We start from the raw sequence: 24,954 nt of genomic DNA on the forward strand, positions 1-24,954 counted from the left end.
GTTGCCTCTTTCGACGTCCGTGAGAGCGGGCTAAAGTACTGCGCATTGCGTGTGGAGATGGCGGGATGGCGAACGAGCGCGTCGAGCGGCGACTTGCGGTGATCATGGCCACCGATATCGTCGGCTACTCGCGGCTGATGGAGGCCGACGAAACCTCTACGCTTACCGCGATGAAGCGGCTGCAAGGCTCCATAGTCGCTCCGAACATCGCCGCACGCGGCGGCCGCATCGTGAAGCTGATGGGCGACGGCTCGCTCGTCGTCTTCAGCTCGGCGGTCGACGCGGTGGACTGCGCCATATCGCTTCAGGAAGAACTGGCCTCCGATCAGAAGGACGTGGCGCTCGACGACCGCATCCTCTTCAGGATCGGGATCAATCTCGCCGATGTCGTCATCGAGGGGGATGACCTGTTCGGCGACGGCGTCAACGTCGCCGCCCGCCTGGAGGCAACCGCCGGGCCGGGCGGCATATGCATCGCCGATGTCGTCCATCGGCAACTCGGCACAAAGAATTGTTCGGCCTTTTGGGACGGCGGCGAGATAGTGCTGAAGAACATCGCCCGGCCCGTGCACGTCTGGCACTGGAAGGACGCGCCGACGGCCGGGCCATCGACGTCTTTGGCGTCGGCGCGAACGTCGATCGCCGTTCTGCCATTCGAGAATCTCAGCGGCTCGCCGGACCAGGATTTTTTCAGCGACGGCATCACCGAGGACATCATCGGCGGCCTTGCCCGGTTTCGTTCGTTGTCCGTCGTCGCCGCCAGTTCATCCTTCAGCTTTCGCGGCAAGGATGCGGGGCTCAAGGAAATCGGCAAAAGGCTCTCCGCCACCTATCTGGTGGAGGGTAGCGTTCGACGGTCGGGTGAACGGATGCGCATCACGGCGCGGCTTATAGAGGCCGCAAGCGGAACGCACCTGTGGTCGGAACACTACGACCGCAGCGTCACGGATATTTTCGCCGTCCAGGACGAGGTGACGCGGATGATCGTGTCGACGCTCGTCGGGCAGATCGAGAGCGCCGATGTCCGACAGGCGCTGCGCAAACCGACGACGAGTCTTGCGGCCTATGAGTTCTACCTGCGCGGGCTCGTGCATATCCGGGGCTATGGCGCCGACGACAACGAACAGGCCCGCATGATGTTCGAGGCGGCAGTGGAACGCGACCCGCAATTCGGGCTCGCCCACGCATATCTGGCACTCGCGAGACTTGCGCTTCACGGCTACGCCAATGCGCCGGCCGATATTCTCGACGCGGCTCTGGCGCTTGCGCAAAAGGCGGTGCGGCTCGACGGAGCTGACAGCGGCTGCGAGCGCCTGCTGGCCCTCATGCATTACTTCCGCCGGGATTTCGAGATGGCGGAACGGCATTATCGCCGCGCCTATCAGCTGAACCCCAACGACGCGAACACGATGGTGCAGATGGGCGGGCTGCTTGCGCGGCGCGGCAGGCTCGAGGAGGCGATGCAGTGGATCGACGAGGGCTTACGCCTCAATCCCTTCCCGCCGCAATGGTATAGTGTGACCCTCGGCAACACCCTCTATATACTCGGGCGATACGACGAAGCGGCGGCGGCGCTCAAGGAACAGCCCAATCCCGGCCCGTTCACCTGCGCGCGCCTTGTGGCCTGCTATGCGCAGGCCGGAAACATGGCCGCGACCGACGAGGCGAAGGCGCGCCTTCTGAAACTGTGGCCGGATTTTTCGACGGAAGACTTCATCACGCGCGGCCTGCTCCTGGAGCTTCCCGAGCAGCGCGAGATGTTCCGGGAGGGCTTGCTGAAGGCCGGCCTGCCGGCGTGAAGCGGGCGGCCTGAAGCGCAGCCAGTACAAGCCTCATGATCGCTGGTGCAAAGCGGATGCTGCCAGGATCCGACCGCTTTTCCGCACAGCCCTCGTCCGACGGTTGCGCACTTGCCGGCTCCTCATGTAGCCTCCTGCGCACAGACAGGAGGTGGTCATGGCCGATACGAACTCCGGCACCGCCAGGATGCTGACCGGCAGATGCCTGTGCGGGGTGGTCGAGTACCGGGTGGCGGACCGGTTCGAATATGCGATGAACTGCCATTGCTCGAACTGCCGGCGCGCCACCGGTTCGGCCTTCAAGCCGTTCGCCGGCGTCAAGCGCGAGGAACTCGGCCTCGTTCGGGGCGGGGATGCGACCTTGATCTATGGCGACGAGAGCGAGGCGCATGATGTGCATTGCGCGGCCTGCGGCTCGCTGCTCTTTTCCGTCGTGCGCGAGGGAGCCTACGCGCACGTGACGCTCGGCACGCTCGTGGATGCGCCGACGATCCGCCCGTCGGCGCATATCTTCGTCGGGTCGAAGGCGGAATGGTTCCACATCACCGACGACCTGCCGCAATATGCGGAATTCCCTGAGGATTGAGCCTGTCCCGCGAGGCAGGCGGCGAGCGCGGTGCGTGTCGCACGGAGCGATCCATCCCACGATCAAACCGTGACGACGATCTTGCCGAACTGTTTGTTCGACTCCAGGAAGCGATGCGCCTCGACGATCTCGTCGAACGAAAAGGTCCTGGCGATCACCGGCCGGAGCGAACCGGACGTCAGCCCTTCGAGGATGAAGCTCTTGGCGGCCGCGAGACGCGCCGGGTCGCCGATGATCTCGTGAACAAGGTAACCGCGCAACGTCAGGCTCTTGCTCAACACGCTAAACAACGGGAAGGGGGTCGGCTCGGGGCTCAAGCCGCCATATTCGATGAGAATGCCGCCCCGTGACATCGCCGCCGCCAGAGGCTCGAAGGCGGGGCCGCCGACCGCGTCGAACACTACGCGCACGCCCGCCGGACCGGCGATCTCCTTAAGCCGGGATTCCAGATCCTCCTCGGCGGAGGCGATGACATGCGCGGCGCCGAAGTCGGCGAGTGCCCGCTTCTTGGCGGACGTGCGGGTGACGGCGATCGTGGTTGCGCCGATGCTGTTGGCAATCTCGATCGCGGCAAGCCCGACGCTGCTCGATGCGGCGGTAATGACGACGAAATCCTGGCTGCGCAGCCCGGCAATGTCGATCAACGCGCCATAGGCGGTGAGATATTGCATCCAGGCGGCGGCCGCCGCCTCGAAGCCAAGCGACGGCGGGTGCTTGACGACGAGCCTCGCCGGAAAGCTGGCGAGTTCGCCATAGGCGGGCCAGCGGACCATCGACGGCGGCGGCACGATGCTGACGGCGTCCCCCGGCGCGAAACCGCCGACCCCTTCGCCGACCGTTTCGACGGTGCCGGCTGCTTCGAGGCCGAGGCCGGAGGGCAGCACCGGTGTCTCGATATAGGTGCCCGAGCGCAGCAGCGCCTCGGCCCTGTTGAGCCCGAGCGCCTTGACCCGGATTTGGACCTCACCCGGACCCGGCCCCTGCACATCCACGTTTTCGATGCGCAGAACCTCGGGACCACCAAGCTCATGAAAGCGAACGACGCGGACCATCGGCATTAACTCCAAAACAATTGAACTGAATAAGGGCTATGCCAGTCGCTTAGGGGCTGGATAAATAGCTTCGGAGGCAGAACAGTAGAAACCAGGAGTTTTGAATATGGATCGTCTTGCGAGCATGGCCGTGTTCGTCAAAGCCGTTGACCTCGGCTCGTTCGCCGCCGCCGCGACCGCGCTCGACCTGTCCGGACCGATGGTCGGCAAGCATGTGCGGTTCCTGGAAGAGCGGCTTGGCGTGCGCCTCCTGAACCGCACGACGCGGCGCCAGAGCCTGACGGATTTCGGGCGGGCCTATTACGAGCGCTGCCGCGTGGTGCTTGCCGAAGCCGAGGCGGCGGATGCGCTCGCAGCCGATCAGCTTTCCGAGCCGCGCGGACGGCTCCGGGTCACCATGCCTGCGCTGTTCGGCCGGCGCTGTGTCGTCCCGATCCTGCTGGAGCTTGCCAGGCGACATCCCGCGCTCGAATTCGACCTGTCGTTCAGCGATCACTTCGCCGACCTCGCGGGCGACGGCTACGATCTCGCGATCCGCAGCCTTTCGGCCGGGACCGGAAATCTGGATGACAGGGCCGGGACGATCGTGCGTCGCATCGCGCGCCATCACATGGTCGTTTGCGGCTCGCCGTCCTATCTCGCGAAGCACGGCTCGCCACGGCAGATCGAGGATCTCGGCGGGCACCACGGCATCATCTACAGCCGGTCGGGCCGTGTTCGTCCATGGCTGTTTCCGCGCAGCGACCACGCCCCGGCGGAGGTGACGCCGATCAACCGCCTGCGCCTCGACGACCTCGATGCAATCGCCGACGCCGCAGCCGCCGGCATGGGGCTCGCCTGGCTCCCGGGCTGGCTGGTCCGCGAGCGCCTCCAGGCGGGTGCACTCGTGCCGCTGCTGGCCGATCAGCCGGGACTTCACTACGACAACTACGCGCTCTGGCTGCAGACGCCACATCTGCCGCTGAAGGTACGATATGCGGTCGACGCGCTTGCGGCTGCGTTGCCGAGATTCATGACGTGAGGGGGCGCGCTTGGCGGCCAATGGTCGTTGCGCGTGCGAAACAATGCAAGCTTAGGTCAAGTCCCGCCGCTTGTGGTAAGCCTGCCGCCGAGGCGAAGGCGCGCCTTCGGGGGGCGCACGTGGCAGCCGGCCGTTGCGTGTTTCGCCGTGAGGTGAGGAGAGAGGCAGGGTGGAGTCTTCCGTCACGCAGGTTCTGATCGTCGGCGCCGGGCCGACGGGGCTGGTGCTGGCGCTGTGGCTGAGGCGGTGCGGGGTCGATCTCCGGATCATCGACAAGGCGTCCGGGCCGGGCGAAACCTCGCGCGCGATCGCGGTGCAGGCGCGCACGCTCGAATTTTATCGCCAATTGGGCATCGTCGACGATGTGCTCGCCGCCGGCATCCGTGTCGAGCGGCTTGCCGTGCGCACGCCGTCAGGCGTCGCGGCGACGCTGAAGCTCGGTGATTTCGGCGCGGGGCTCAGCCGCTATCCCTTCGCCTTCGCGCTGCCGCAGGACATTCACGAGCGCATTCTGGTCCGGCATCTCGAAAAGGCGGGCGTTGCGGTCGAGCGGCGCGCCGAACTCATGAGCTTCGAGCAGGATGCGGCGGCCGTGACGGCGACGGTGGTGAAGGACGGCGCCAGCGAGGTCATCCGGGCCGCCTATCTATGCGGGGCGGACGGCGCGAGCAGCACGGTGCGCCACGGCCTAAAGCTCGGCTTTCCGGGCGGCACCTACGAACAGTCCTTCTACGTCGCCGATGTCGAGGTGGAGGGTGTAATCGCCCGCGACGGCCTGAACGTGTGCCTTGATACGCACGGCTTCGCGATCGTGCTGCCGGTGCGCCAGTCGGGCTCGGTGCGGCTGATCGGCATCGTGCCGGCAGAGAATGCGGCGGAGGAGAAGATCACTTTCGAGACGATCCGTGTCGAGGTCGAGCGGATCACCGGCGTCGCCGTCAAGGCGGTCAACTGGTTCTCGACCTATCGCCTGCACCATCGGGTCGCCGAGCGTTTCCGCGTGGGCCGGGTGTTTATCGCCGGCGACGCCGGCCATATCCATAGCCCCGCCGGCGGCCAGGGCATGAATACCGGGATCGGCGACGCCGTCAACCTCGGCTGGAAGCTTGCCGCCGTTCTCGGCCGGCGCGCGGACGCGCGGCTCATCGACAGCTACGAGCCGGAGCGGATCGCCTTCGCCCGGCGGCTGGTCGCAAGCACTGACCGGGCGTTCCGGGTGTTGACCAGCCGCTCGGTGCTCGCGGGTCTCTGGCGCCGTTATCTCATGCCTCGAACGATCGCCCTGCTGGTCGCCACCCCCGCGGGCGCGCGGTTTGCGTTCCGGACCGTGTCGCAGATCGGCATCACCTACCGCGACGCTGCGATCAGCCGCGGCGGGGCCGGCCGGGTCCGCGGCGGCGATCGGCTGCCCTACGTCGAGGCCCTATCGGGCGACAACTTCGCGCCGCTTTCGTCGCTCGACTGGCAGGTTCATGTCTATGGCGCGGCCAGTCCGGCCTTCCGCGCGGCGCTCGCGCCGACCGGAATCCCGGTCCATGCCTTCCCCTTCACGCCGGCCGCCGCCGAGGCGGGCCTCAGCCGCGACGCCGCCTATCTGCTGCGCCCGGACGGCCATGTGGCGGTGGCCGTGGAGGCGCAGGACCCGGCACCGCTCCTGCGCTATATCGAGGCGTTCGCCATCGAGCCCGGTGCGTCCGTGACGTGAATGACCTTGCGGCGGTCCAGATGCACATCAGCAGCGCCACGCGTCTGACCGCCGCGAAACGTCGAAAATGCCGCATGATTTTGCCCTCAAATCGGCTCCGATTTAGGGAATCATGGATCGGCAGCGGCATGCTTGCGTTCGCGGAGGACGACGATTTAGTCGGCATCCGCCCGGGCGGAGGAGGGCACATGAGGCGTGAAAGCCGTCGGGCCCATTGGGAGAAGGTCTATCGCGGCAAGGGCGAGGACGAGGTTAGCTGGTTCGAGGAAAATCCGGCGCCGTCGCTGGAACTGATCGCCGTCCTCGGCGCGACGTCCGAGACGTTGATCATCGACATCGGCGGCGGGGCCTCCCGCCTTGTGGATCATCTTTGCGACCGGGGATTTCGGGCCATCACTGTCCTGGACCTGTCGGAGGCCGCGCTCGCGGCGGCGAGAAGCCGGCTTGGCGAGCGCGCCGCACGCGTCCGCTGGATCGTCGCGGACATCACGGCATGGCGGCCAACGGCGACCTACGAGATCTGGCACGACCGGGCGGCGTTCCATTTCCTCACGGAGAAACATGACCGGGCCGCCTATGTCGCGCACTTGAGCGAAGGGCTGAGGGCCGGGGGCCACGCCATCATTGCGACCTTTGGCCCGGACGGGCCGGAGCGCTGCAGCGGCCTGCCGGTGATGCGCTACAGCCCGGAGAGCCTGGCCGAAACGCTCGGCAGCGCCTTCAAGCTTGTCAGCTCGCGCAGGCATGAACACACGACCCCTTGGGGCTCGAGGCAATCCTTCCAGTTCAGCGTGTTCCGGCACGTGACCGAAGAGCCGTGGCGCAGAAGGGAGGCGCCTGCTCATCGATACCCCGGAAAATGATTTCCCAACAAGGATCGAAGGCAGAGAGTCGTCGTTTTTCAATCAGCTGTGCCAGGTTTCTTATGTCCGATCGGCTGGCCGACGTTAGGTCAGGGCCGATCCTTTTCGCGACAGGCACGGGTCGGCGGCGTTCATGTTCAATGCTTTTTGCCTTGCCGCCCGCGCGATGGCATTGCAAGGTCTTCGGTGGAGTATGCCGCAATGCCAGCGGATGGATGCTCCGGGGCGTGCGGCACGACGCTGGAACGCGCGTGATTCCTATACAAGGCCGGTCGGTTCTTCAGGGGCATGCGCGCGACGGCGCGGCGCGTCTGACCAGACGCGCAGACGCCGCCACAGCATTTGAATTTCTGCACGGCTTCCTCAAATCGGGACCGATCCAGGGAAACGTGCAATACCGGTGAGGGGGGCATTGATGACACGGCGATATGCGATCTACGACGTTTTCACGCGGAAGCGTCTGGAGGGCAATCCCCTTGCCGTGGTGTTCGACGGCGATGGCTTGAGCGACGGGGCCATGCAGGCGATCGCCCAGGAATTCAATCTTTCGGAAACGGTGTTCCTGCAGCAGCCGGGAAGTGCCGCCCATTCGGCGCGGCTGAGGATCTTCACGCCGGCGCACGAGCTCCCCTTCGCCGGACATCCGACCGTCGGCGCGGCTGTGGCGCTCGCGGAGGCCGCGCATGGCGAATTCGGCAAGGCGCTCGACCTCATGCAGGTGCTGGAGGAGCGGGTGGGCCCGGTGCGCTCGGCCGTGCGGCTGAAGCCGGGCGAGGCGGCATTTGCGGAATTCGACCTGCCGCGCAAGCCGAGCCAGCTCGAGGCGCGCTTCGACAAGCACGCGATCGCCGATGCGCTGAGCCTGAAGGCGACGCAGATCGGTTTCGAGAACCATGTGATCTCATTCTGGAGCGCGGGCGTGCCCTTCGTCATGGTGCCGCTGCACGATGTCGGCGCGGTGGCGGCGGTGGAATTCGATGCGCAACGCTGGGAACAGCTTGCGCCGCTCGCCGAAGGGCGGCTCGCCGCCGCCTATCTCTACTGCCGCGGCGGCATCAACCACATGGCGCGGTTCCACGCCCGCATGTTCAAGCCGGAGATGGGCGCGGTCGAGGATCCGGCGACCGGCTCGGCCGCCGCCGCCCTTTCGGGCGCCATCCATCTTTTCGACGAACTCGTCGACGGGCACCACCCGATCCTGATCGAGCAGGGGGTGGAGATGGGCCGCCCGTCCTTCATCCACCTGCATCTCGACATCGCCGGCGGCAAGATCGCGACTGCCCGCATCGGCGGCCATGCGGTGAAGGTCGCGAGCGGCGAACTGGCAATCTAGTCTTTGAAGCCACGCAATCCGGACGGAAAACCGCTACACAGGCGCATGTTCCGGGTGCGCGGAGGGAGGCCATGGCACTGCGCATAATTTCGCTGAACGCATGGGGCGGCCGGGTGCATGCGCCGCTGATCCCCTATCTCGCCGATAGCGAGGCGGATGTCCTCTGCCTGCAGGAGGTAACGCGCACGACCGGCTCGACGGCCGACTGGCTGGTCTATCGCGACCGCGGGGTCGAACTGCCGCAACGCGCCAATCTCTTCGACGAGATCACCGCCGTTCTTCCCGGGCACGACGCGTTCTATTGCCCGACGGCGCGGGGCGAGCTCTTCGACGGCGGGGAGCGGGTCCTCGCCCAGTTCGGGCTCGCGACCTTCGTGCGCAAGTCGCTCGCCGTCATCGGCCAGGCGCTCGACTTCGTCTATGGCGGCTTTTCGGCGGATGGCTGGGGCGCGCATCCGCGTGCGCGAAACGCCCATTGCCTACGGCTGATGAGCTATGAGGATGGGTTCACCATCACCATCGCCCATATGCATGGCCTGCGCGATCTTGCCGGCAAGGGGGACACGCCGGCGCGTCAGGCACAGGCGGAGGCGCTGGTCGGGCTGGTGGAGCGAGTGAGGCGCGACAACGAAAGGCTGGTCATCTGCGGCGACTTCAACGTCCTGCCGGGAAGCGAGACTTTCGAGGTGCTGGGAAAGCTCGGGCTTACCGAGCTCGTGACGTCACGCGGCTTCACGGATACCCGGACCTCCTACTACGAAAAGGAGAACCGCTTCGCCGATTACCTCTTGGTCACGCCGGAGGTGAAGGTCAACCGTTTCGACGTGGTCGAAGAGCCGGAGGTTTCGGACCACCGGGCACTGCTCGTCGAGGTGGGATAGGCGAGCGGCAGGCGACAGCGCCGTGCGTCTTTCCGGCGCTACAGATCAGCGCAAGACTTTGAATTTCGAACTCAAGCGATCAGGCAGCGGCAGCCGACCGGATCTCCACCGGAACGCCCTTTTTGAGCGTGTTGGCAACCATGCAGATAGCCTTGGCGCGATCGATGATCGCCTGCGGATCGGAGCCGTCGAGCGTTTCGCAGTTGACCGACATGGTCGCGGCCGTTGTCAGCAGCGGCTCTCCTTCGAGCTCGACCGTAACGCTGACGGCGATCTTGCCGAGGGCGGCGCCCGTCTGGTGCGCGGCGTAACGAAGATCGTTGCAGAAGCAGCCGCCAAGTGCCAGCGCCAGCAGCTGCGCGCCGTTGAAGCCGAGCCCGCGTCCGCCCGCCTTGCCCTCCGGCCGGTCGACGACGACCGTATGGCTCCCGGCCCAGCCGATCGCCGCCTCCGTGCCTTCGACATTTCGCAGTTCAACCGTCATGGACGCCATCATCTTTCCTCCTGTCGAGAGGTGGAGTTTAGAGCGGGACGGAGCCAAGCGTGAGCGGTTTTGCGCAGCCGCGGCGCCGCCCCAACGAGGGGAAAAGGCCAGACGGCATCGTCCACACCACCCGCATCATCGGCTTCGCCGCCATGCGATGAGCCTTTGAAAAATTCCCGAAAATTTTGCAAAGGGTGCTGGACAAGCCGGACGAACGCCATTATACGCCCCACCAGACCGCAGCGACGCGGTTCTGGACGGGTGATTAGCTCAGTTGGTAGAGCAGCTGACTCTTAATCAGCGGGTCCACGGTTCGAGCCCGTGATCACCCACCAAAAAACTCTTATTTCCAAGACTTGCGGCGGTTCCGCCTTTCGTTCATCCGACTTTTCCGACATGTGCCAAACGCCGGACGCAAGCGCTGGGCGGGCTAGTCAGGCGTCTTGCCGATCTCGTCCTAAGTTTTCTGCCGTTGGCACCGAGAGTCCGCGCGGAACAATAACAGTTTCCGCCGTGGTTCACCGACTCTCACTCCGGTGGCCGTGGACGTGCGTCGTTCCCGCAGCGTGTTGTTGCGCGTCTGGGTGGCGGTCCGAATTGAACGGCCTAAAGCAATTCCAGCAAAAGTGGGTAACGATCTTCCGTCCGGAATTGTGTCGTTTCAAAGAGTTAGATCATTTCGCCGTTTCAGTGAAAACGATGAAATGATCTGGTCGCCAATCGCCGCTGTGCTATCCTCGGTGGTGAGGTAGGGCACAAGATGAATATCCTACGTGGCCTCTTTCGACTGTGGTTGATCGTCTCTGCGCTTTGGGTGCTGACATTGATCGTCTACGTGGAGGTCGAAGGGCGGCGGCGAGACGTGACCGACGGAAGCTCCATCTTCGTCAAGGGCTGGGCGGTGATCGCCGACGGCTGGAAAGCCGAGAAAGAGGTGGCATCCATGAGGGAAAGGGCCGCATCTGGAAGCGGGAGCATTGTCGTGCCGGATGAGATTGAGAGCCGACTTCAGACCGGCAGGCAGCTACAGAAAACGGCTTGGCTTTTCGGCGGGATGCTGTTGGGCCCGCCACTTATCCTGCTTGTGCTTGGGGCCTGGGTTATACGTGGTTAGAGTATACTGTCGCGCCAAACTCGGCCCACCATTTCCATTTATGCCATCGGGCAGGGCGCAATTGGGGTTGTTGCCGCTCTACAGCGCCGCGCGTCTTATCGGACGCGCACAGGGCGCTTTAGTGCTTTGAATTGCTGCATGTTTCATCCTTAAATCGGCTAGGATTTAAGGAAACATGCAGTAGCGCAGCGGCTGCTGCCCCACAAAGGCCACTTCACTAAAGTCCACGCGCGGCCACGTGGCAAGGGGGCGATCATGTCGATTAAGGCGATAGACCACTCCGGTTTTCAGGAGACGGTCTCCGTCGTCCCGGCGGGAGAGGCTCCCAAGACGATGGGATCTTCCTTTTTCCGGGGCAGTGCCAGCAACTTCAATCCGTACGGCTCCGATCACGTGAAGGACGACTTTGCGTCGCGGTTCCTGTTGAAGGGCTGGACCCCGGATAAGCCGTTCATCTCTCCCACGACGAACGTTACCGCCTTCGGCTCGTGCTTTGCCGAGAACATCAGCAAGCATCTTGCGAAGCTGGGGTTCGATGTATCCAAGAACCGAGATCGCGACATCTACATCTCGTTGATGGGCGAGGGGCTGGTCAATGTCCATTCGATCGTCCAGCAATTCCGCTGGGCGCTCGAAGGCGTAGCACCGCCGACAAACCTCTGGCACGGCTACAAAGCCGAAGAATTCGACCTCACGGAAGAGATCCGGACGCGCACCCGGGACGTGTTCCTGAAGACGGACGTCTTCATCCTGACGTTCGGCCTGTCGGAAATCTGGTACGATGAGCTGACAGGCGGCGTTTTCTGGCGTGCCGTTCCGATGAAGCATTACGATCCGAGCCGGCATAAGTTCCGCGTCTGCACCTTCGGCGAAACGAAGGCCTGCATCCAGGAGATCATCGATCTTATCGGCAAGCATGTGCCTCGGGCGAAGATCGTCGTCACCGTCTCGCCGATCCCGCTCGTCGCAACATTCCGGCCGGTCGCCTGCCTGACGGCCAACTCGGCATCCAAGGCGATCATTCGGGCCGCCGTCGACGAGGCGATACGCGATCGCGGCGATGAATGGGCGGGCCGCCTTTATTATTTCCCCGCCTATGAGATCGTGAACGAGGTGTTTCCGAACCGTTTCGTCGAGGACGGCAGGCACCTGCAGAACATGATCGTGCCCGCGGTGATGAACCTGTTTCAGGCGACTTATTGCGACACCGACCTGACGATCGACCAGGCCGAGAAGACGCTGAGGGCCGCCCGGCTGCAATCGGCGAGGACCCTGGACGGCCATGCCCTTTTCTCGAGAGCCAGGCTTGCCTCGAGTCTCGGGGCGATCGTCAGGCGTCTTGTCGGCAAAGGGGCGGCGTCGAAACCGAAGTCTCGCTGGCCCAATTCCGGGAAAACTGTGTAGCGGTCTTCCGTCCGGAATTGCGTCATTTCAAAGAGTTAGATCATTTCTCTGTGTCAATGAAACAATGAAATGATCTACAGCGTCTTTGCGCGTCCGGCTGGACGCGCGGCGCTGTGGCATTCTGAGTTGCTGCAAGTTTTTACCCCGCCGCCACAAACGCGAAAGCGCGCTTGTTTGGGCCAAGCGCGCTCGAGGCGAACGATCTACGGAGGGGTGCCGGCACCCGCGATCGAACAGCTTAAATATAGCACTGAATCGAGAGAGGAACAACGCGGGCGCCTGGCGCTCCCGCTCGCGGCTGCGGTGCACCGATTTGAGCGTCAGGCCGCCGATCGAATAACCGTTCCTGGCTCGAAGCAAGACCGCGCGGTGTTGCATGTTTGCGCGGGCCAGCCATTGGGCGCCCGCTTTTTCCGGAAAATCGGGCTTGCGTAGCGAAAAATTGCCCAGATTGACGCTTAGCGGCACATTTAGTGAAACCTAATATTGGGAACCTGATGCGCGGATATCTGATCCTCTCCGAAGCAAGAAGCGGCTCCAGCTGGCTGAGTACTCTCCTTGGCCATTCCGGCGGAATGGGATCGCCGGCCGAGTGGCTCGCTCCGAAGGCGCATCGTCTTGATACAACGGCGCTGTCCTTCGACGCCTTCTTCGGGGAAATCATCGGCAAGTGCTCGACCCCGAACGGGACGTTCGGCATGAAAATCTTTCCGAACCAGCTTTTCGTGACGCAGGAGCGCTACGGCCGGGATTTCATCCGCCATTGCCTTTGCGAACACGAGACGGCACTCGTCTTCCTTCGGCGGAGAGACACGCTGAGACAGGCGATTTCCTTTGCGCGGGCAAGGCAGACGCGCGCCTTTGCCGCTCATCGCGGAGCGAAGGCCGAGCCGCACTACGATTTCGAACAGATCGCCCGTTGCTTCTTCTATATCCGCGAGAGCTACAATTTCTGGCAGAGCTATCTGGACCTCCTCGGCGCGCCGTTTACCGAATTTGTCTATGAGGATCTGGCCGGCGACCCCAGTCCCTTCATCGCGCATATCGCCGAACATCTGCACGTTGCCCCGCCCGAGAAGGCCGAGACCCGGATGGTCATTCAGCGCGACGGCCTCACCGAGGAGTGGATCGCCCGCTTCAACGAGGATTGCCAGTCTGGAGACCTGCTCAGGGCCTATGATCGCCGCGAGCACATTCCGGGCAAGATGCGCAATTTCGCGAAACTGGCAACCGGGAAGCTCGAGCCGCGGTATCCGTTCGCGTTTTAGCGGCGATTGGCACGAGCTGACCCGAACGGCGAGGAAACTTCCGCGATGATTTGCGCAGCCGCCGTCTTCCCCCAACATTTCTGCGTTACCCGGGCGTTCGTGCATGCGGGGGCGTAGCTTTGCTGCCGGTGCCGTGTTAACCGGCGACACCCCTCGGATACGGAATCTCCCCAGGAATGCAGTACAGACCCGAAGTCGATGGCCTGCGCGCGCTTGCAGTCGTTCCAGTGCTTTTGTTTCACGCAGGTTTCGACATTGTCTCGGGCGGGTTCGCCGGTGTCGATGTCTTCTTCGTCATCAGCGGCTTCCTGATTACGTCGATCATTGACAAGGAGATCCGCGACGGCCGGTTCAGCGTGGTTTCCTTCTATGAGCGGCGCGCAAGGCGGCTTGCTCCGGCATTGCTGCTTGTCTGCGCCGTTTGCACCGCCTTCGCCCTCATGTGGATGCTGCCGCACGAGCTCAACACTTTCGGCAAGGGGCTCTACGCGACAAGCCTGCTTGGTTCCAATTTCCAGCTCTGGGATCAGACGGGTTATTTTTCACCGGACACCGACCAGATGCCGCTGCTGCATATGTGGTCGCTCGCGGTCGAAGAGCAGTTCTATCTCGTGTTCCCGTTGCTGCTCATTGCCCTGCGCCGCTTCCCAGGGGCCAGCGTCCTCGCTGTGGTCCTCGGGATTTCGGCCTTGAGCTTCGGCTCCACGCAGGTTCTCGCGCGCCTCGACCCATCAGCAAATTTCTATTTGCTGCCAAGCCGGTTCTGGGAGCTGGCTCTCGGAGCGGCGGTCGCGTTTTCCGGCCTGTCAAACGCCGAAGTGGGAAAGCCGGTCCGTGAGGTGCTTGCGGCGCTCGGCCTTCTGGCGATCGTCGCGACCTATCTTTTCGTGCGCGAATCGGCGGCCTATCCGGGCTGGGCGACGGTGCCGGTCGTGGTGGGAACAGCGGCTTTCATCGCCTTTGGCCGGGCCGACACACTTGCCGGAAAATGCCTTTCGATGAGGCCGCTCGTCGCCGTGGGGCTCTGCAGCTACAGCCTTTATCTCTGGCACCAGCCGGTGCTGGCTTTCGCGCGCTTGCGTCTCAACGACGACATCACGCCCGCAGGCTATGGTGCCCTGATCGGGCTCTGTTTTGTGCTCGCCTATCTTACCTGGCGCCATGTCGAGACGCCCTTCCGCGATCGCAGGCGCTTTGGCCGGCGACCGGTCTTTGCCATGACCTTGGGTGCGGGCGCAGTCGCCGTCATCGCCGGCTTGTCGATCGACCAGAGCGACGGCTTCGAGGCGCGAAACCTCGAACTCGCCCGCTTGAACGAGCCGAGTGTCGGCATCGGCAAGGACTGCGACGGCGTCGTCGGCCTCAAATGCAGCACCGGCGACAATCCCGAGATTGCCGTCTGGGGCGATTCCTTTGCGCGGCACCTCGTCGACGGCGCCCGCGCCTCGGACCCCGATGTGCGTCTCGTACAATTGACGAAAAACAACTGCGGTCCGTTTTTCGATCTGGCGCCCGTCATCCCGAGTCTCGCCCTTGATTGGCCGCAGCAATGCCTCGACCACAACGAGGATGTCCGCCGCTTCCTGCTGGCGCACAAGTCCGTCAGATATGTCGTGCTCTCTTCGCCGCTGACCCAGTATCTGCGCGAGGACACGGTGTTCCTTCGCGGCAAAGGGCTCACAGCCACGAGCCCCGAACTCCTCGTGGAAAATTTTCAGTCGACGCTCGCCTGGCTCCGCTCGAACGGCGTCCAGCCCGTCGTGGTGAGTCCGCCTCCGAGGGACGGGCGCAACACCGGACTTTGCATCGCGCGGGCACGCCTGCTCGGCCTGCCTTCCGGAGAATGCGACCTGCCGGTGGCAGCGGTCGAGGCGCACGACAAGGACGTGCGGGCCGTGCTGGAGAGCGTCGCCCGCGATTTCCCCGTGCTGAATTTCACCGACTATCTTTGCGACGCCAGCAATTGCCGGGCGGAAGATGACGGCGTTCCGATCTACGAGGACGACGGACATTTTTCGGAGAAGGGCTCCCGGCATATCGGCAGGACGCTGGATTTCTCCCGGGCTTTCGTGGCTGCCGCCGCGCATGGTTGCGCGCAAAGCCCCGACGACAGCCGGTCCTCGCCGCACGGGAACTGCGGATTCGTGGCGTCGCGTTCGGCCGAGTTGAATTCCGGCGACGATCCCGATAAACGCACCTATCGCAGCGGCAACTGGAGCGGATTTTGAAGGATCTTCACTACCCCTTTCGGCTTTCCGGGCCTGAGAAAGGGCAGGCCGGACTTGAGAACGGGCGGGGTCGACGGAGCCTTCTCGACCGGATCATCACCCGCTACGAATCCTTCAAGCTGGCGGCGCGCGAGCGCAAGCGCAAGCGCGTGATCGAAATGACGTGCCTGAACGAGGGCGGTGCGCGGCCGCTCGGCCGGGACGACATTCCGGTCGTCTTCAACACGCACAACGACTTGAAGCTGATGCCGTCCTTTCTCGCCCACTACAGAAGGCTCGGCGTTTCGCGCTTCATCTGCATCGACGACGTTTCGTCCGACGGCACGCGCGAATATCTCAGCTCGCAGCCGGACGTGGATGTCTGGAGCTCGCCGTTGCGCTACCGGGACGCCCGGCGCGGGCGCGAATGGCGCCAGACGCTGTTCGAGCGCTATGGCAAGGACCGCTGGTATCTGAACGTCGATTCGGACGAATTCCTGATTTACGACGATTGCGAGCACCAGCCGCTCCGCAATCTCATCCGGGCGCTCGAAGCGCGCGGCGAAAAGCGCCTCGCGGCCCCCATGCTCGACATGTACCCGGTCGGCCCGCTCGGTTCGGCGACGCTCGACGGCACGGATACGCGGATGCCCTGGGAGATCGCCGATCACTTCGACGGCGCCGGCTATCAGATCACCTATACCAAGCGGGCGATCAGCATCACCGGCGGGCCGCGCAAGCGGAAGTTCGCGCATGTGCTGGAACTCATGAAATATCCGCTGATCTTCTGGGACAAGGATTGCAGCCTGGGGGTCAGCATCCACCAACCGCTTCCCTGCGAACGGAATTTTCCGGCCGTTTGCGGCGTGCTGCTGCACTTCAAGTTCTTCTCCGACTACAGGGAGAAGATCGAACACGCGGTGACGGACGGACAATATTTCGACGGTGCCGCCGCCTATCGCCGGATGCTGGACGATTTGCAGAACTCCGGCGAGTTCGACTTCCAGAGCCCGGACTCCGTGCGGTTTTCCGGCTCGAAGCAGTTGCGCGAACTGGGTTTCATCGCCCCGATTTCGTTCACGCCGGACTAAGACAGGTGTGCAACGCTGCGCGAGGAGCAGCCGGAGCGGGCGCATCTCCATCTGCGCCGGCGATAAAGTTTGAGCCTTCTCGCCGCCGACGCGGCGCGGCTGGATTCCTGTGACAGGCACAGGAATGAGGTGCGCATGGGCAAGCGCCGGTGGCCCGGAATCGCCGCGAGAGCTTTTGCCCTGCCCGTTTGGTTGGGATGATATCCCCGATACCGCTTGAGGGCTGATGACGACGTCGAACTCGGCCTTGACTGCTTTTGCGACGACTGCCGGACTATCGGAACAAGCGAGCGCCTGCGCGACGTGGGTTTTGACTTCATCTGAATATTTCGGATTGGCCATCTCTATATAATGGCTCCATCAAGGTATGCTCTCTGCGGTCGCGTGCAATGATGATGGAGGCACAAGTGCAGGACCGTGAAATAGAGCGCCGCGCAAAGAAGCTTTGGGAGCTAGAAAACCCGGCGCGGCCATGGCAGCCTATCGCGCACCGGATTGAAACGGGGCAAGACCTCTCGACGGGAGCAACCGAAGAGGACCGAGAGCGTTACCGGCAGCGCGTTCGCGATGGTGAATGATCGGGACTAGGCGACCCTAAGTTGGCAGGTGCCGCACGCATGTGCCATCTGCACTCGCGCGATCTCTGGCTTCTGGTTGGCTGCGTCGACCATGGCACGGACGCCGGCAGCATCTGCGCCATAGCGACGAACGACGCCCACGAACTCTTCCATGGTCCGGGTTGTGGACCGGCGATGCCGGGTCGAGGAAGGTTGCCTCTACCCAGTCTGGCATCTCCTCGGCTGGGGCGAAGGCTGGCGACGAGATGTCGTCGAACATTGCTGCTGGCGGTTGCGGTCGCATCAGTCACCACTCGCCTTTGTTCACTGCTATACTTCGGCAAACCGCTTTACCGTCGAAGAGGACCTGACCCATGTGGCTCGAACTGCACGACAACAATGGACCGATCTTCATCAATATGGACCACGTCATGCACTTCCAGCGGGTTGAAGGGAAGAAGCGTACCACGCTCACCTTCGCCGCTAACAGCGGGACCTGCGTGACGCTCCAGGTTCAAGAACCACCCGACGAGATCATGGAAATGCTCTGGGAGCAGGAATAGGACCCGGACTTCGAGGTTATGAGCCACGCGGCTTACCAGTTGCCCTGCCTGCGATATTTGCCGGATCTCTTCCGCTTCCCGGCCGGAGGCTGCTTGACGTCGGCTCAACCGGCGCTGGAACTTAATTCTTGCCTTTGGCCGCAAGACGCGCGAATTTTCCGCGCCGTCTAGGACTAAATGGCAACCTGGGGATGAAAAGATGGCCTACATTGACCAGATCATTATGGTTTGTGCCGGTTTCTGGATGACGGCGGCAGGCTTTGGCTACGTTCAGACGAACACTCAGGTTCCGTGGCTCGCTCAACTCACAAGGCACTTTCGATGGATGGGGCCGCTGCTGATCGTCATCGCCATTGTTCTGGTGTTTGCCTCCCCTGCCGCATAGATGGCGGTCATCGGGAGGCTGCACTTTCCCGGCTTGGCCTTCATGCATACAGGGTAAGGCTGATGCTTCAGCTCGGCGTAGAACGATGGCATGAAGATGTCGAAACCATCTTTGCGGCAGTTCCGCTCGATGATCAATTCCATGCGCCGGCGCTCCGGAAGACGCTCGTTCGCGGCGGCGATGCGCTGAAAGCCAGGCGCGGTCCTGATTGCGTACCAACGTGATCTCTTCATTTTCCCCTCTTCAATGCTCTGGAATGATGGTGCTGGCAGTATTTGCCGGCAGCCTTGGCTGCGCAGAATATGTACGGGCCGCCCTTGTTAAGGGGCCACTTGCATTCGCCGGGGAGCAAATCCTCCAGGCGTTTGGCAAAGGGCAGACGCTTCACATCGTAATCGGAGGCCGGGATTGGCTCTGCCTGGTGCGGCGTATACGGCTTGCGCGTCTCGACCTTCCTTGGAGCCGGTGGGCCCTTTTGGGGCCTGGTACTCCTAGATCGTTGTTTCTCCGGGAAAAACGCGCGATTTCGAAATGCGATCCCTACGATCACGTTTCGGCTGACACCCAAGCGCGAACCGCGACCGTGAACACTCACCATTTCGTGGCTCCGCTATGACAACACGCTCCGTCACCTCTGCGCCTGCCACACGGATCCAGCCACGGCGCGCCGTGAATGACTTGACGCGGTATCCCCAACTCGCGAGGAGGATGCGGTTTGCCACGTCGATCCACTGTGCGGCAGCAGCAACCGCAAGCGCGGGGTCATCCTTCGCGGCTCTGACTCAACCGCATGGGATCAACGGAACGGAAAGGAACGCATCAGGCGATCAATCGTCTCCGCGGATGGAACGGCGGGAGCGTTGCCGACCACTCCGCCAGTCGTCAGCAGGCTATCGAAATCGACGGGACCGGGGAGGGGCGCGCCGCGGAAGCTGAAATAATCCGCAAACTTGAAGCCATCGCCCTTTATCTTACCGTGGGGCTCCATCCAGATCGAGGGCACGCCATAGGCGTCGGCGACGATGAGGCCGTGGAGACTGCTTGAGATCACCAGGTCGCTGGCGGAGATCGCCTCGCAAATCTTCTGCGGGTCGCCAAGAAGGTTGAGAACCCTCCAGTGCCTGGGCAGGGACGTTCCATAGCGCTCCAGAAAGGTCTGGTAGGTGACGAAGTGCGGGATGACCACGACTTCCGACGTGGCGATGTTTTTCCTGGGCCAGATCAGCGGCAACAGGATCGCCGGATCGCCGAGCGCGATATCTCGGTCGGGCGCGATCCTTGCCTTCGACAATTCGCCGCGAACCGCATCAAAGACGAGGCGCTGCGGCCAGAGCGCCGGTGTACCGGCGTGCATGAAACCCGAGCCCCAGACGTGCAACGTTCTCCAGGGGCGCTTGCGCCAGAACGCGTATTTCTTGCGGCTGTATCGATAGTAGGCGTCGATGATGCTGCCGACGCCGATGAGCTCCGCGTGCGCGGGTTCGACATAGACCGGATCGACCGAAAACAGGTTCTGGAGAATATCGGCCATCAGATTATCGCCGAAGTTCTCGATGGTCTTGCCGAAGCTCTCGCCGACGGTGGCCGAAAACACCTTCACTTTGCGCACGCAAACTCCTGTGAGGCCTGTTCATCAGGCCCATTGGGAAGCATCACTCTCGATCGCTTGCGAATGCCGCATCCATCGCGTCATTCGCAGCACCGTGGTCATCAACCGGACTTCGCGTGTTATCCGACACGCAAAGGTCGCCGACTGTGCAGTGCTGCATGATTTTGTCCTTAAATGGGCTGAGAAATCACGCAGCAGTCGATTGTCGACCGGTATTCTCAAAACGGGCCTTACGGCTTGGAATTGAACGGCTTCTTCCGGGTGGACGTGGAGATCGTAGAGTGCCGCGATGCCGCGCGCAAACTTCCATTTCAAAACGCTAATCAAGTCGTGAATACCGGAATCCTTGACCCGAGAGGAAGGTCGTGCCGAAGAGTTGCAGCGACCCGGCAATGCTACCGGAAGCTCACAACCCATGGTAAGTTTGCTGGAGTTGGAAAGCCGCTTCACGCTTTTCCTCATCCTGCTTTTTTTAAACACGGGATGCGGACGGAAAACCGCTACACACTTTTCCTCATCCCGCTTTCTTGAAACGCGGGATGCGAACGGAAAACCGCTACACACTTTTCCTCATCCCGCTCTAACCGGGGAGGGCGCGACATGCCGTTAAAGGATGGCTATGGGCTCGTGATCGGCACGAAGCTCGATTATTTTCGCGACGATCCCGATGATTTCGGGCGCTACTACCACGGCAATCTGATTGTCGGCACGCCGCAAGGGCCCTACCACTGCGCGATCGACGTCGATCCGAAGAACATGCCGAACGGGATCGAATGGCGCGTGGTTGCGCTTGCAGCCGGCGCGATGAGCCAGTTCAGCCAGCTTGCCAATGGGTGGCACACGCTTGCCTCCAACGACAGTTCCGGCGCGCTCGACTATATCCGCTCGACGATGCTGCACCCGCCGCTCGGCATCCTCTTCGTCCGACACAACAGCGTCCTCTCCCGCCTTCTCGATTTCATCCGCTGGAACCCGCCGTGGAACAAGGGCCTCGGCATCGACGCGCTGACAGATCTCGAAGGCGTGCTGACCAATGCCGCGCGCTGCTATGTCTTCGGCGAGCCTTTCAATGTCGGCCTCGGCGTTCATAACATACACCAGAACCAGGGAGACCCGGTCACATCGACATTCACCGCCGAGAACGGCATCTGGCAGGACGGAGCGACGATCATCGAGAGCACGTCCGGCATGTTCACGGCCTTCCTCAACAAATTCAGGACGCAATCCTACCGGACCGATGCGCAAGGGCGCCCGGTGTAGGCGTCTCCTCTTTCAAGCGCTGAAAGCTGCGTCATTCACGGCGCGGACGCGCCGCGGAAGACTTGAGCCGACCGATGGCGTGAATGCCGGCGGCTACGGATCGCCCGCCAGGTGACACGCGCGGGAACGCGGAAGGCTGTTGCGGCGTACCGCAAGGCAGGGAAATCCGACTTGTGCTCTTAAACTTGACGCCGGAAATCGCTATATGGCCTTTTGCGGCGCCGTGCGTCTCTTCAGAGGCATAAAGGTCGCTGCAGCATTTTGAATTGCGGCATGGTTTCTCTTTGAACCATGCACGGGCCGGGACCGCCGGCTGGAGGAACAACGGGAATGGATGGCATGCAGCGTTTTGGACGAGTTCTGGCAATGGTCGCGGTTGGCCTCACGGTCATGATGACGGTGGTCGACGTGGCCGAGGCACGGCGGGCGGGCGGCGGCTTCGGCTCGCGCGGCAGCCGCACTTTTTCCACCGCGCCGGCGACCCGCACGGCGCCGACCAATGCCGCGCCGATCGAGCGGACGATGACGCCGCGGCCCGCTCCGACGACCAATCCCGCGACGAACCCCGCCGCGCAGAATCGGACCAACCAGAGGCCCGGCTTCTTCAACAGCTTCGGCGGCTCCATGCTCGGCGGCCTGATGATGGGCGGCCTGATCGGCATGCTTCTCGGCCACGGCCTTGGCGGCGGCATCGGCTTCCTCGGCCTGCTCCTGCAGGTAGGGCTGATCATCGGCGCGATCATGCTGGCGATGCGGTTCTTTGGCGGCAGCCAGCGCCCGGCCTATTCCGGCGCCAGTGCCTCGGCCCGCTCCTCCGCCGCTTCTTCCGGTACGCCATCCTTCCGCATCCCGAGCATCGGCGAGGGAAAAGGCATAGGCGAGGGGACGGGCAGCATAGGCGAGGGGACGGGAAGGGCAGCGAGCGCGAGCGGGCAGGGTGCCACCGCGGCTTCCGCCGCCGCACACTCGTCCGCCGCAGCGTCGGGCAAGACGGATGAAATCGGCATCAACCAGCGCGACCTCGATCGCTTCGAGGCGATGCTGAAGGAGGTGCAGGCGGCCTATGGCGCCGAGGACTACGCGGCGCTGCGTCGGCTGACCACGCCGGAGGCGATGTCCTACCTCGCCGAGGAACTGAGCGAGAACGCGACGACCGGGCTCAAGAACGAGGTTCGCGACGTCCATCTCGTCCAGGGCGATGTCGCGGAAGCCTGGCGCGAGAACGGCACCGATTACGCGACCGTTGCGATGCGCTACGAGAGCATCGACGTGATCCGCGAGCGCTCGACCGGCCGCGTTGTCAGCGGCGACGCCGACAACCTCACCGAGGCGGTCGAGCTTTGGACCTTCCAGCGCAAGCCCGGCGCCGAATGGCAGGTCTCCGCCATCCAGGGCGTCCAGGCCTGACGCACGGTTTTCGGCGGTTTCCGACCGCCGTTCCCGATTTCGTGAATCGTCGACTGCATAATCGCTTAAGCCGAGCCCGGCTTGAGCGTAAAATCATGTCATCGATTCTGAGAACCGAGAGCGGGATGCGGGCGGAAAACCGGGCACACGCCTCCTCATTCCGCTCGACGTGCCGCGACCGCTTTCGGTATGCGTCCGGACGCGCGCACGGTCTTGACGAAGGCGATCATTGCGTGTCTTTTCTGTCGGGCAATGATCGGCGTAACGCCTTGAATTGCTGGAAAATTCTTTTTGTTACGAGGCGTTGGAGCAACAGGATGGACATCGCGGGCAAGACGTCGGGAGGCTCGACCGGTTTGATTTCGCGAGCAGGAGGAGCGGGCGATTCGACGACGGGCCGAGCATCGCAGCTCGTGCTCGGGGCGGCGGCGCTCGTCGTCGCAATGGCGGCTTTGACCTTCGCCGGCCATGCCCAGAATGCGGCGGACTGCAAGAGCTCTACCGGACCGGAAACGGACTGGCATGATTGCAACAAGCGGCAGCTCATGCTCGGCGGTAGCGACCTGCAGGGCAGCAACCTGGCCAGTACCGATTTCACGCTCACTGATCTCAGGCGGGCCATGCTTCGTTCGGCAAATCTCGAAAAGGCCACGCTGGTGCGCGCCTCGCTCGCCGGCGCCGTCGCGGACAAGGCGAATTTCACCAGGGTCGAGGCCTATCGCGGTAACTTTTCCGGCATTTCCGCCGAGGGCGCGTCTTTCGTGAGCTCCGAACTGCAGCGCACCGACTTCACGCGCGCGCGCCTGACAGGCGCCGATTTCGAGAAGGCCGAACTCGGCCGCGCCGATTTCACCGAGGCCGTACTGACGGGCACCAAGTTCTCGATGGCCAATCTCTCGCGGGCCAAGCTCAGCGGCGCGATCTTCGAAGGGCCGATCGATTTCGACCGCGCCTTCCTGTTCCTGACCCGGATTGAAGGCCTCGACCTTTCGGCCGCGACGGGGCTTGAACAGGCGCAGATCGACCTCGCCTGCGGCGACGCATCGACGAAGCTGCCGGCCGGCCTTTCGGCGCCGGCCAAATGGCCTTGCCCGGCCGACGACGATTGAGGGGGCATTGCCGTCGTTGCCGAAGCCGCGACGTGAGTTGAGCGGGCTGTAGCGCCATCCACATTGTTGTTCGGCGCCGGGCCCTTCCTCTTGTTCGGTCGAGCGCCATCTCGCTCGCGGGCGACGTCGGCTGGCCTGCTTGATCCTCGGAGCAAGCCCGAGGTGACTGCGGATGACCGAGACTGACGGCGCCAGTTACGTTAATCGCGATCGCGGGGCCGTATCACGCTCAGCGTCGGAAGCGCGGAAATCGCCCTCTCGGCCGGAGGCGCCGGCCTGTTGAGATCACTGCGTGCTTCCTGAAATTTGAGGATAAGATCGTAGTCCAGCGCGGATTTGCGTCGCGCCAAGGTGACCTGCGATGATGAAACGCCGGTGGCCGCTTGCTGCTGCTCTCTGCCTCCTCGGCGGAGCCGGGTCCGCCGAGACCGTTGCCGTCGATCTCGAACTCGTCATCGCGGTCGATGTCTCCTACTCGATGGAAATGGAGGAGCTCCGCGTCCAGCGAGCCGGCTATGTGGAGGCGTTCCGCAGTCAGGAGGTGATCAAGGCATTGAGTGGCGGGCCGCGAGGCAGGATTGCCGTCACCTATGTCGAATGGGGCGGCAAGGCGGTTCAGGTCGTACCCTGGACGCTGCTTCACGACGCTGCGAGCGCGCGGGAATTCGCCGAGACCTTGCAGCTCCAGCCGCTGAGACGCATCGCCTTCACCTCGATCTCCAATACGCTCGCGGTCGGCCGGACGCTTTTCCGTGCCAGCCCCTTTCGCGCGAGCCGCCGCGTCATCGACATATCGGGCGACGGGCCCAACAATGCCGGCGCGCCGGCGCCTCTCGCCCGCAACAATACCATCGCCCAGGGGATCACCATCGACGGCCTCCCGGTCATGCTGCGGAGCGCGCCGGATACGGCATCGATCCCGGATCTCGACGTTTATTACCGGGAGTGCGTCATCGGCGGTCCCGGGTCTTTCCTGTTGAAGGTGAAGCACATCGACGAGTTTGCCGCGGCGATCCTCGCCAAGCTCGTCATCGAGATTTCCGGGCTGAAGGTGAGCCGCTACGGGCTCGATGAGCCAAAGCCAAGGCCCGTCCAGTACGGGCAGCCCTATAATTGCTTCATCGGCGAGGAACTGCAGGAGCGCTCGATCGGCCGGTAGATCGCTTCATCACAGTACACGACGGCAGCTGAATGCTGCCTGGTCGGTGGCGCACGGCAAAGGCATCTCCTCTTCGTCCTCATTCCTGTGACGAGCA

At 63.2% G+C, this 24,954-nt stretch carries 22 protein-coding genes, 1 tRNA gene and 1 pseudogene; 19 read left to right on the top strand and 5 right to left on the bottom strand.

Going from position 1 to position 24,954, the window contains the following annotated elements; all coding sequences use genetic code 11:
- Window positions 1-65 precede the first annotated feature (65 nt).
- A complete protein-coding gene (locus QN219_RS24265; protein ID WP_284002627.1) occupies window positions 66-1,799 on the top strand; it encodes an adenylate/guanylate cyclase domain-containing protein in 1,734 nt (577 codons plus the stop codon).
- 157 nt (window positions 1,800-1,956) lie between these two features.
- Window positions 1,957-2,385 (top strand): GFA family protein, encoded by a 429-nt coding sequence (locus QN219_RS24270; RefSeq protein ID WP_284002628.1) that lies wholly within the window; start codon window positions 1,957-1,959, stop codon window positions 2,383-2,385.
- 62 nt (window positions 2,386-2,447) lie between these two features.
- On the opposite strand, the gene QN219_RS24275 is transcribed toward QN219_RS24270, so the two are convergent.
- On the bottom strand, window positions 2,448-3,437 hold the full coding sequence (locus QN219_RS24275; protein ID WP_284002629.1) for a zinc-dependent alcohol dehydrogenase family protein: 990 nt from the start codon (window positions 3,435-3,437) through the stop codon (window positions 2,448-2,450).
- 106 nt (window positions 3,438-3,543) lie between these two features.
- Here QN219_RS24275 and QN219_RS24280 point away from each other — a divergent pair, with 106 nt between their 5' ends.
- From QN219_RS24280 to QN219_RS24300, 5 genes are all read left to right on the top strand, one after another.
- Entirely contained in the window at window positions 3,544-4,458 is a 915-nt protein-coding gene (locus tag QN219_RS24280; protein ID WP_284002630.1) for a LysR family transcriptional regulator, read from the top strand.
- A 169-nt stretch (window positions 4,459-4,627) separates the two neighbouring features.
- The gene (locus QN219_RS24285) at window positions 4,628-6,163 is read left to right on the top strand and encodes an FAD-dependent monooxygenase (RefSeq protein WP_284002631.1); all 1,536 of its coding nucleotides are present in this window, start codon (window positions 4,628-4,630) and stop codon (window positions 6,161-6,163) included.
- Between the two features lie 188 nt (window positions 6,164-6,351).
- Window positions 6,352-7,026, top strand: coding sequence for a methyltransferase domain-containing protein (locus QN219_RS24290; RefSeq protein WP_284002632.1), 675 nt, complete (start codon window positions 6,352-6,354; stop codon window positions 7,024-7,026).
- Between the two features lie 415 nt (window positions 7,027-7,441).
- A complete protein-coding gene (locus tag QN219_RS24295) occupies window positions 7,442-8,359 on the top strand; it encodes a PhzF family phenazine biosynthesis protein (protein WP_284002633.1) in 918 nt (305 codons plus the stop codon).
- A 77-nt stretch (window positions 8,360-8,436) separates the two neighbouring features.
- A complete protein-coding gene (locus QN219_RS24300; RefSeq protein WP_284002664.1) occupies window positions 8,437-9,240 on the top strand; it encodes an endonuclease/exonuclease/phosphatase family protein in 804 nt (267 codons plus the stop codon).
- Window positions 9,241-9,319: 79 nt separating this feature from the next.
- On the opposite strand, the gene QN219_RS24305 is transcribed toward QN219_RS24300, so the two are convergent.
- On the bottom strand, window positions 9,320-9,733 hold the full coding sequence (locus QN219_RS24305; RefSeq protein ID WP_284002634.1) for an OsmC family protein: 414 nt from the start codon (window positions 9,731-9,733) through the stop codon (window positions 9,320-9,322).
- 250 nt (window positions 9,734-9,983) lie between these two features.
- Here QN219_RS24305 and QN219_RS24310 point away from each other — a divergent pair.
- The 6 genes from QN219_RS24310 (at window position 9,984) to QN219_RS24335 (ending at window position 16,808) form a co-directional block, all read left to right on the top strand.
- A tRNA-Lys gene (locus tag QN219_RS24310) sits at window positions 9,984-10,059 on the top strand.
- A gap of 425 nt (window positions 10,060-10,484) precedes the next feature.
- Window positions 10,485-10,838, top strand: a complete 354-nt coding sequence (locus QN219_RS24315) for a hypothetical protein (RefSeq protein ID WP_284002635.1) — start codon at window positions 10,485-10,487, stop codon at window positions 10,836-10,838.
- Window positions 10,839-11,093: 255 nt separating this feature from the next.
- Complete coding sequence (locus QN219_RS24320) at window positions 11,094-12,242, top strand: GSCFA domain-containing protein (protein ID WP_284002636.1); 1,149 nt, start codon at window positions 11,094-11,096, stop codon at window positions 12,240-12,242.
- Window positions 12,243-12,739: 497 nt separating this feature from the next.
- A complete protein-coding gene (locus QN219_RS24325; protein WP_284002637.1) occupies window positions 12,740-13,510 on the top strand; it encodes a Stf0 family sulfotransferase in 771 nt (256 codons plus the stop codon).
- 176 nt (window positions 13,511-13,686) lie between these two features.
- Window positions 13,687-15,738, top strand: a complete 2,052-nt coding sequence (locus QN219_RS24330; protein WP_284002638.1) for an acyltransferase family protein — start codon at window positions 13,687-13,689, stop codon at window positions 15,736-15,738.
- Between the two features lie 92 nt (window positions 15,739-15,830).
- Window positions 15,831-16,808 (top strand): glycosyltransferase family 2 protein, encoded by a 978-nt coding sequence (locus tag QN219_RS24335; RefSeq protein WP_284002665.1) that lies wholly within the window; start codon window positions 15,831-15,833, stop codon window positions 16,806-16,808.
- Between the two features lie 219 nt (window positions 16,809-17,027).
- Here QN219_RS24335 and QN219_RS24340 read toward each other — a convergent pair.
- Window positions 17,028-17,150: pseudogene (locus QN219_RS24340) on the bottom strand (DUF2280 domain-containing protein); the annotation flags it as partial.
- A gap of 589 nt (window positions 17,151-17,739) precedes the next feature.
- Between QN219_RS24340 and QN219_RS24345 the strand changes: the two are divergent.
- Together QN219_RS24345 and QN219_RS24350 are read left to right on the top strand one after the other, a co-directional pair.
- Window positions 17,740-17,928 carry a hypothetical protein gene (locus QN219_RS24345; protein WP_284002639.1) on the top strand — a complete coding sequence of 63 codons (189 nt, stop codon included), beginning with the start codon at window positions 17,740-17,742 and terminating at the stop codon, window positions 17,926-17,928.
- Window positions 17,929-18,127: 199 nt separating this feature from the next.
- Window positions 18,128-18,313: a hypothetical protein gene (locus tag QN219_RS24350; RefSeq protein ID WP_284002640.1), complete on the top strand. Its 186-nt coding sequence runs from the start codon at window positions 18,128-18,130 to the stop codon at window positions 18,311-18,313.
- 229 nt (window positions 18,314-18,542) lie between these two features.
- Here QN219_RS24350 and QN219_RS34275 read toward each other — a convergent pair whose 3' ends face one another.
- Both QN219_RS34275 and QN219_RS24355 read right to left on the bottom strand, forming a co-directional pair.
- Complete coding sequence (locus tag QN219_RS34275) at window positions 18,543-18,911, bottom strand: GcrA family cell cycle regulator (protein WP_405052227.1); 369 nt, start codon at window positions 18,909-18,911, stop codon at window positions 18,543-18,545.
- 198 nt (window positions 18,912-19,109) lie between these two features.
- Entirely contained in the window at window positions 19,110-19,922 is an 813-nt protein-coding gene (locus QN219_RS24355; protein WP_284002641.1) for a polysaccharide pyruvyl transferase family protein, read from the bottom strand.
- Window positions 19,923-20,522: 600 nt separating this feature from the next.
- On the opposite strand from QN219_RS24355, the gene QN219_RS24360 reads away from it, so the two are divergent.
- The 4 genes from QN219_RS24360 (at window position 20,523) to QN219_RS24375 (ending at window position 24,857) form a co-directional block, all read left to right on the top strand.
- Window positions 20,523-21,182 carry a DUF2278 family protein gene (locus QN219_RS24360; protein WP_284002642.1) on the top strand — a complete coding sequence of 220 codons (660 nt, stop codon included), beginning with the start codon at window positions 20,523-20,525 and terminating at the stop codon, window positions 21,180-21,182.
- Window positions 21,183-21,521: 339 nt separating this feature from the next.
- Window positions 21,522-22,589, top strand: coding sequence for a Tim44 domain-containing protein (locus QN219_RS24365; RefSeq protein WP_405052234.1), 1,068 nt, complete (start codon window positions 21,522-21,524; stop codon window positions 22,587-22,589).
- Between the two features lie 443 nt (window positions 22,590-23,032).
- Window positions 23,033-23,698, top strand: a complete 666-nt coding sequence (locus QN219_RS24370) for a pentapeptide repeat-containing protein (protein WP_284002666.1) — start codon at window positions 23,033-23,035, stop codon at window positions 23,696-23,698.
- A 361-nt stretch (window positions 23,699-24,059) separates the two neighbouring features.
- A complete protein-coding gene (locus QN219_RS24375; protein WP_284002644.1) occupies window positions 24,060-24,857 on the top strand; it encodes a DUF1194 domain-containing protein in 798 nt (265 codons plus the stop codon).
- Window positions 24,858-24,954: the final 97 nt, after the last annotated feature.

Source organism: Sinorhizobium sp. 8-89, from assembly GCF_030124325.1.
Classification (GTDB): domain Bacteria; phylum Pseudomonadota; class Alphaproteobacteria; order Rhizobiales; family Rhizobiaceae; genus Sinorhizobium.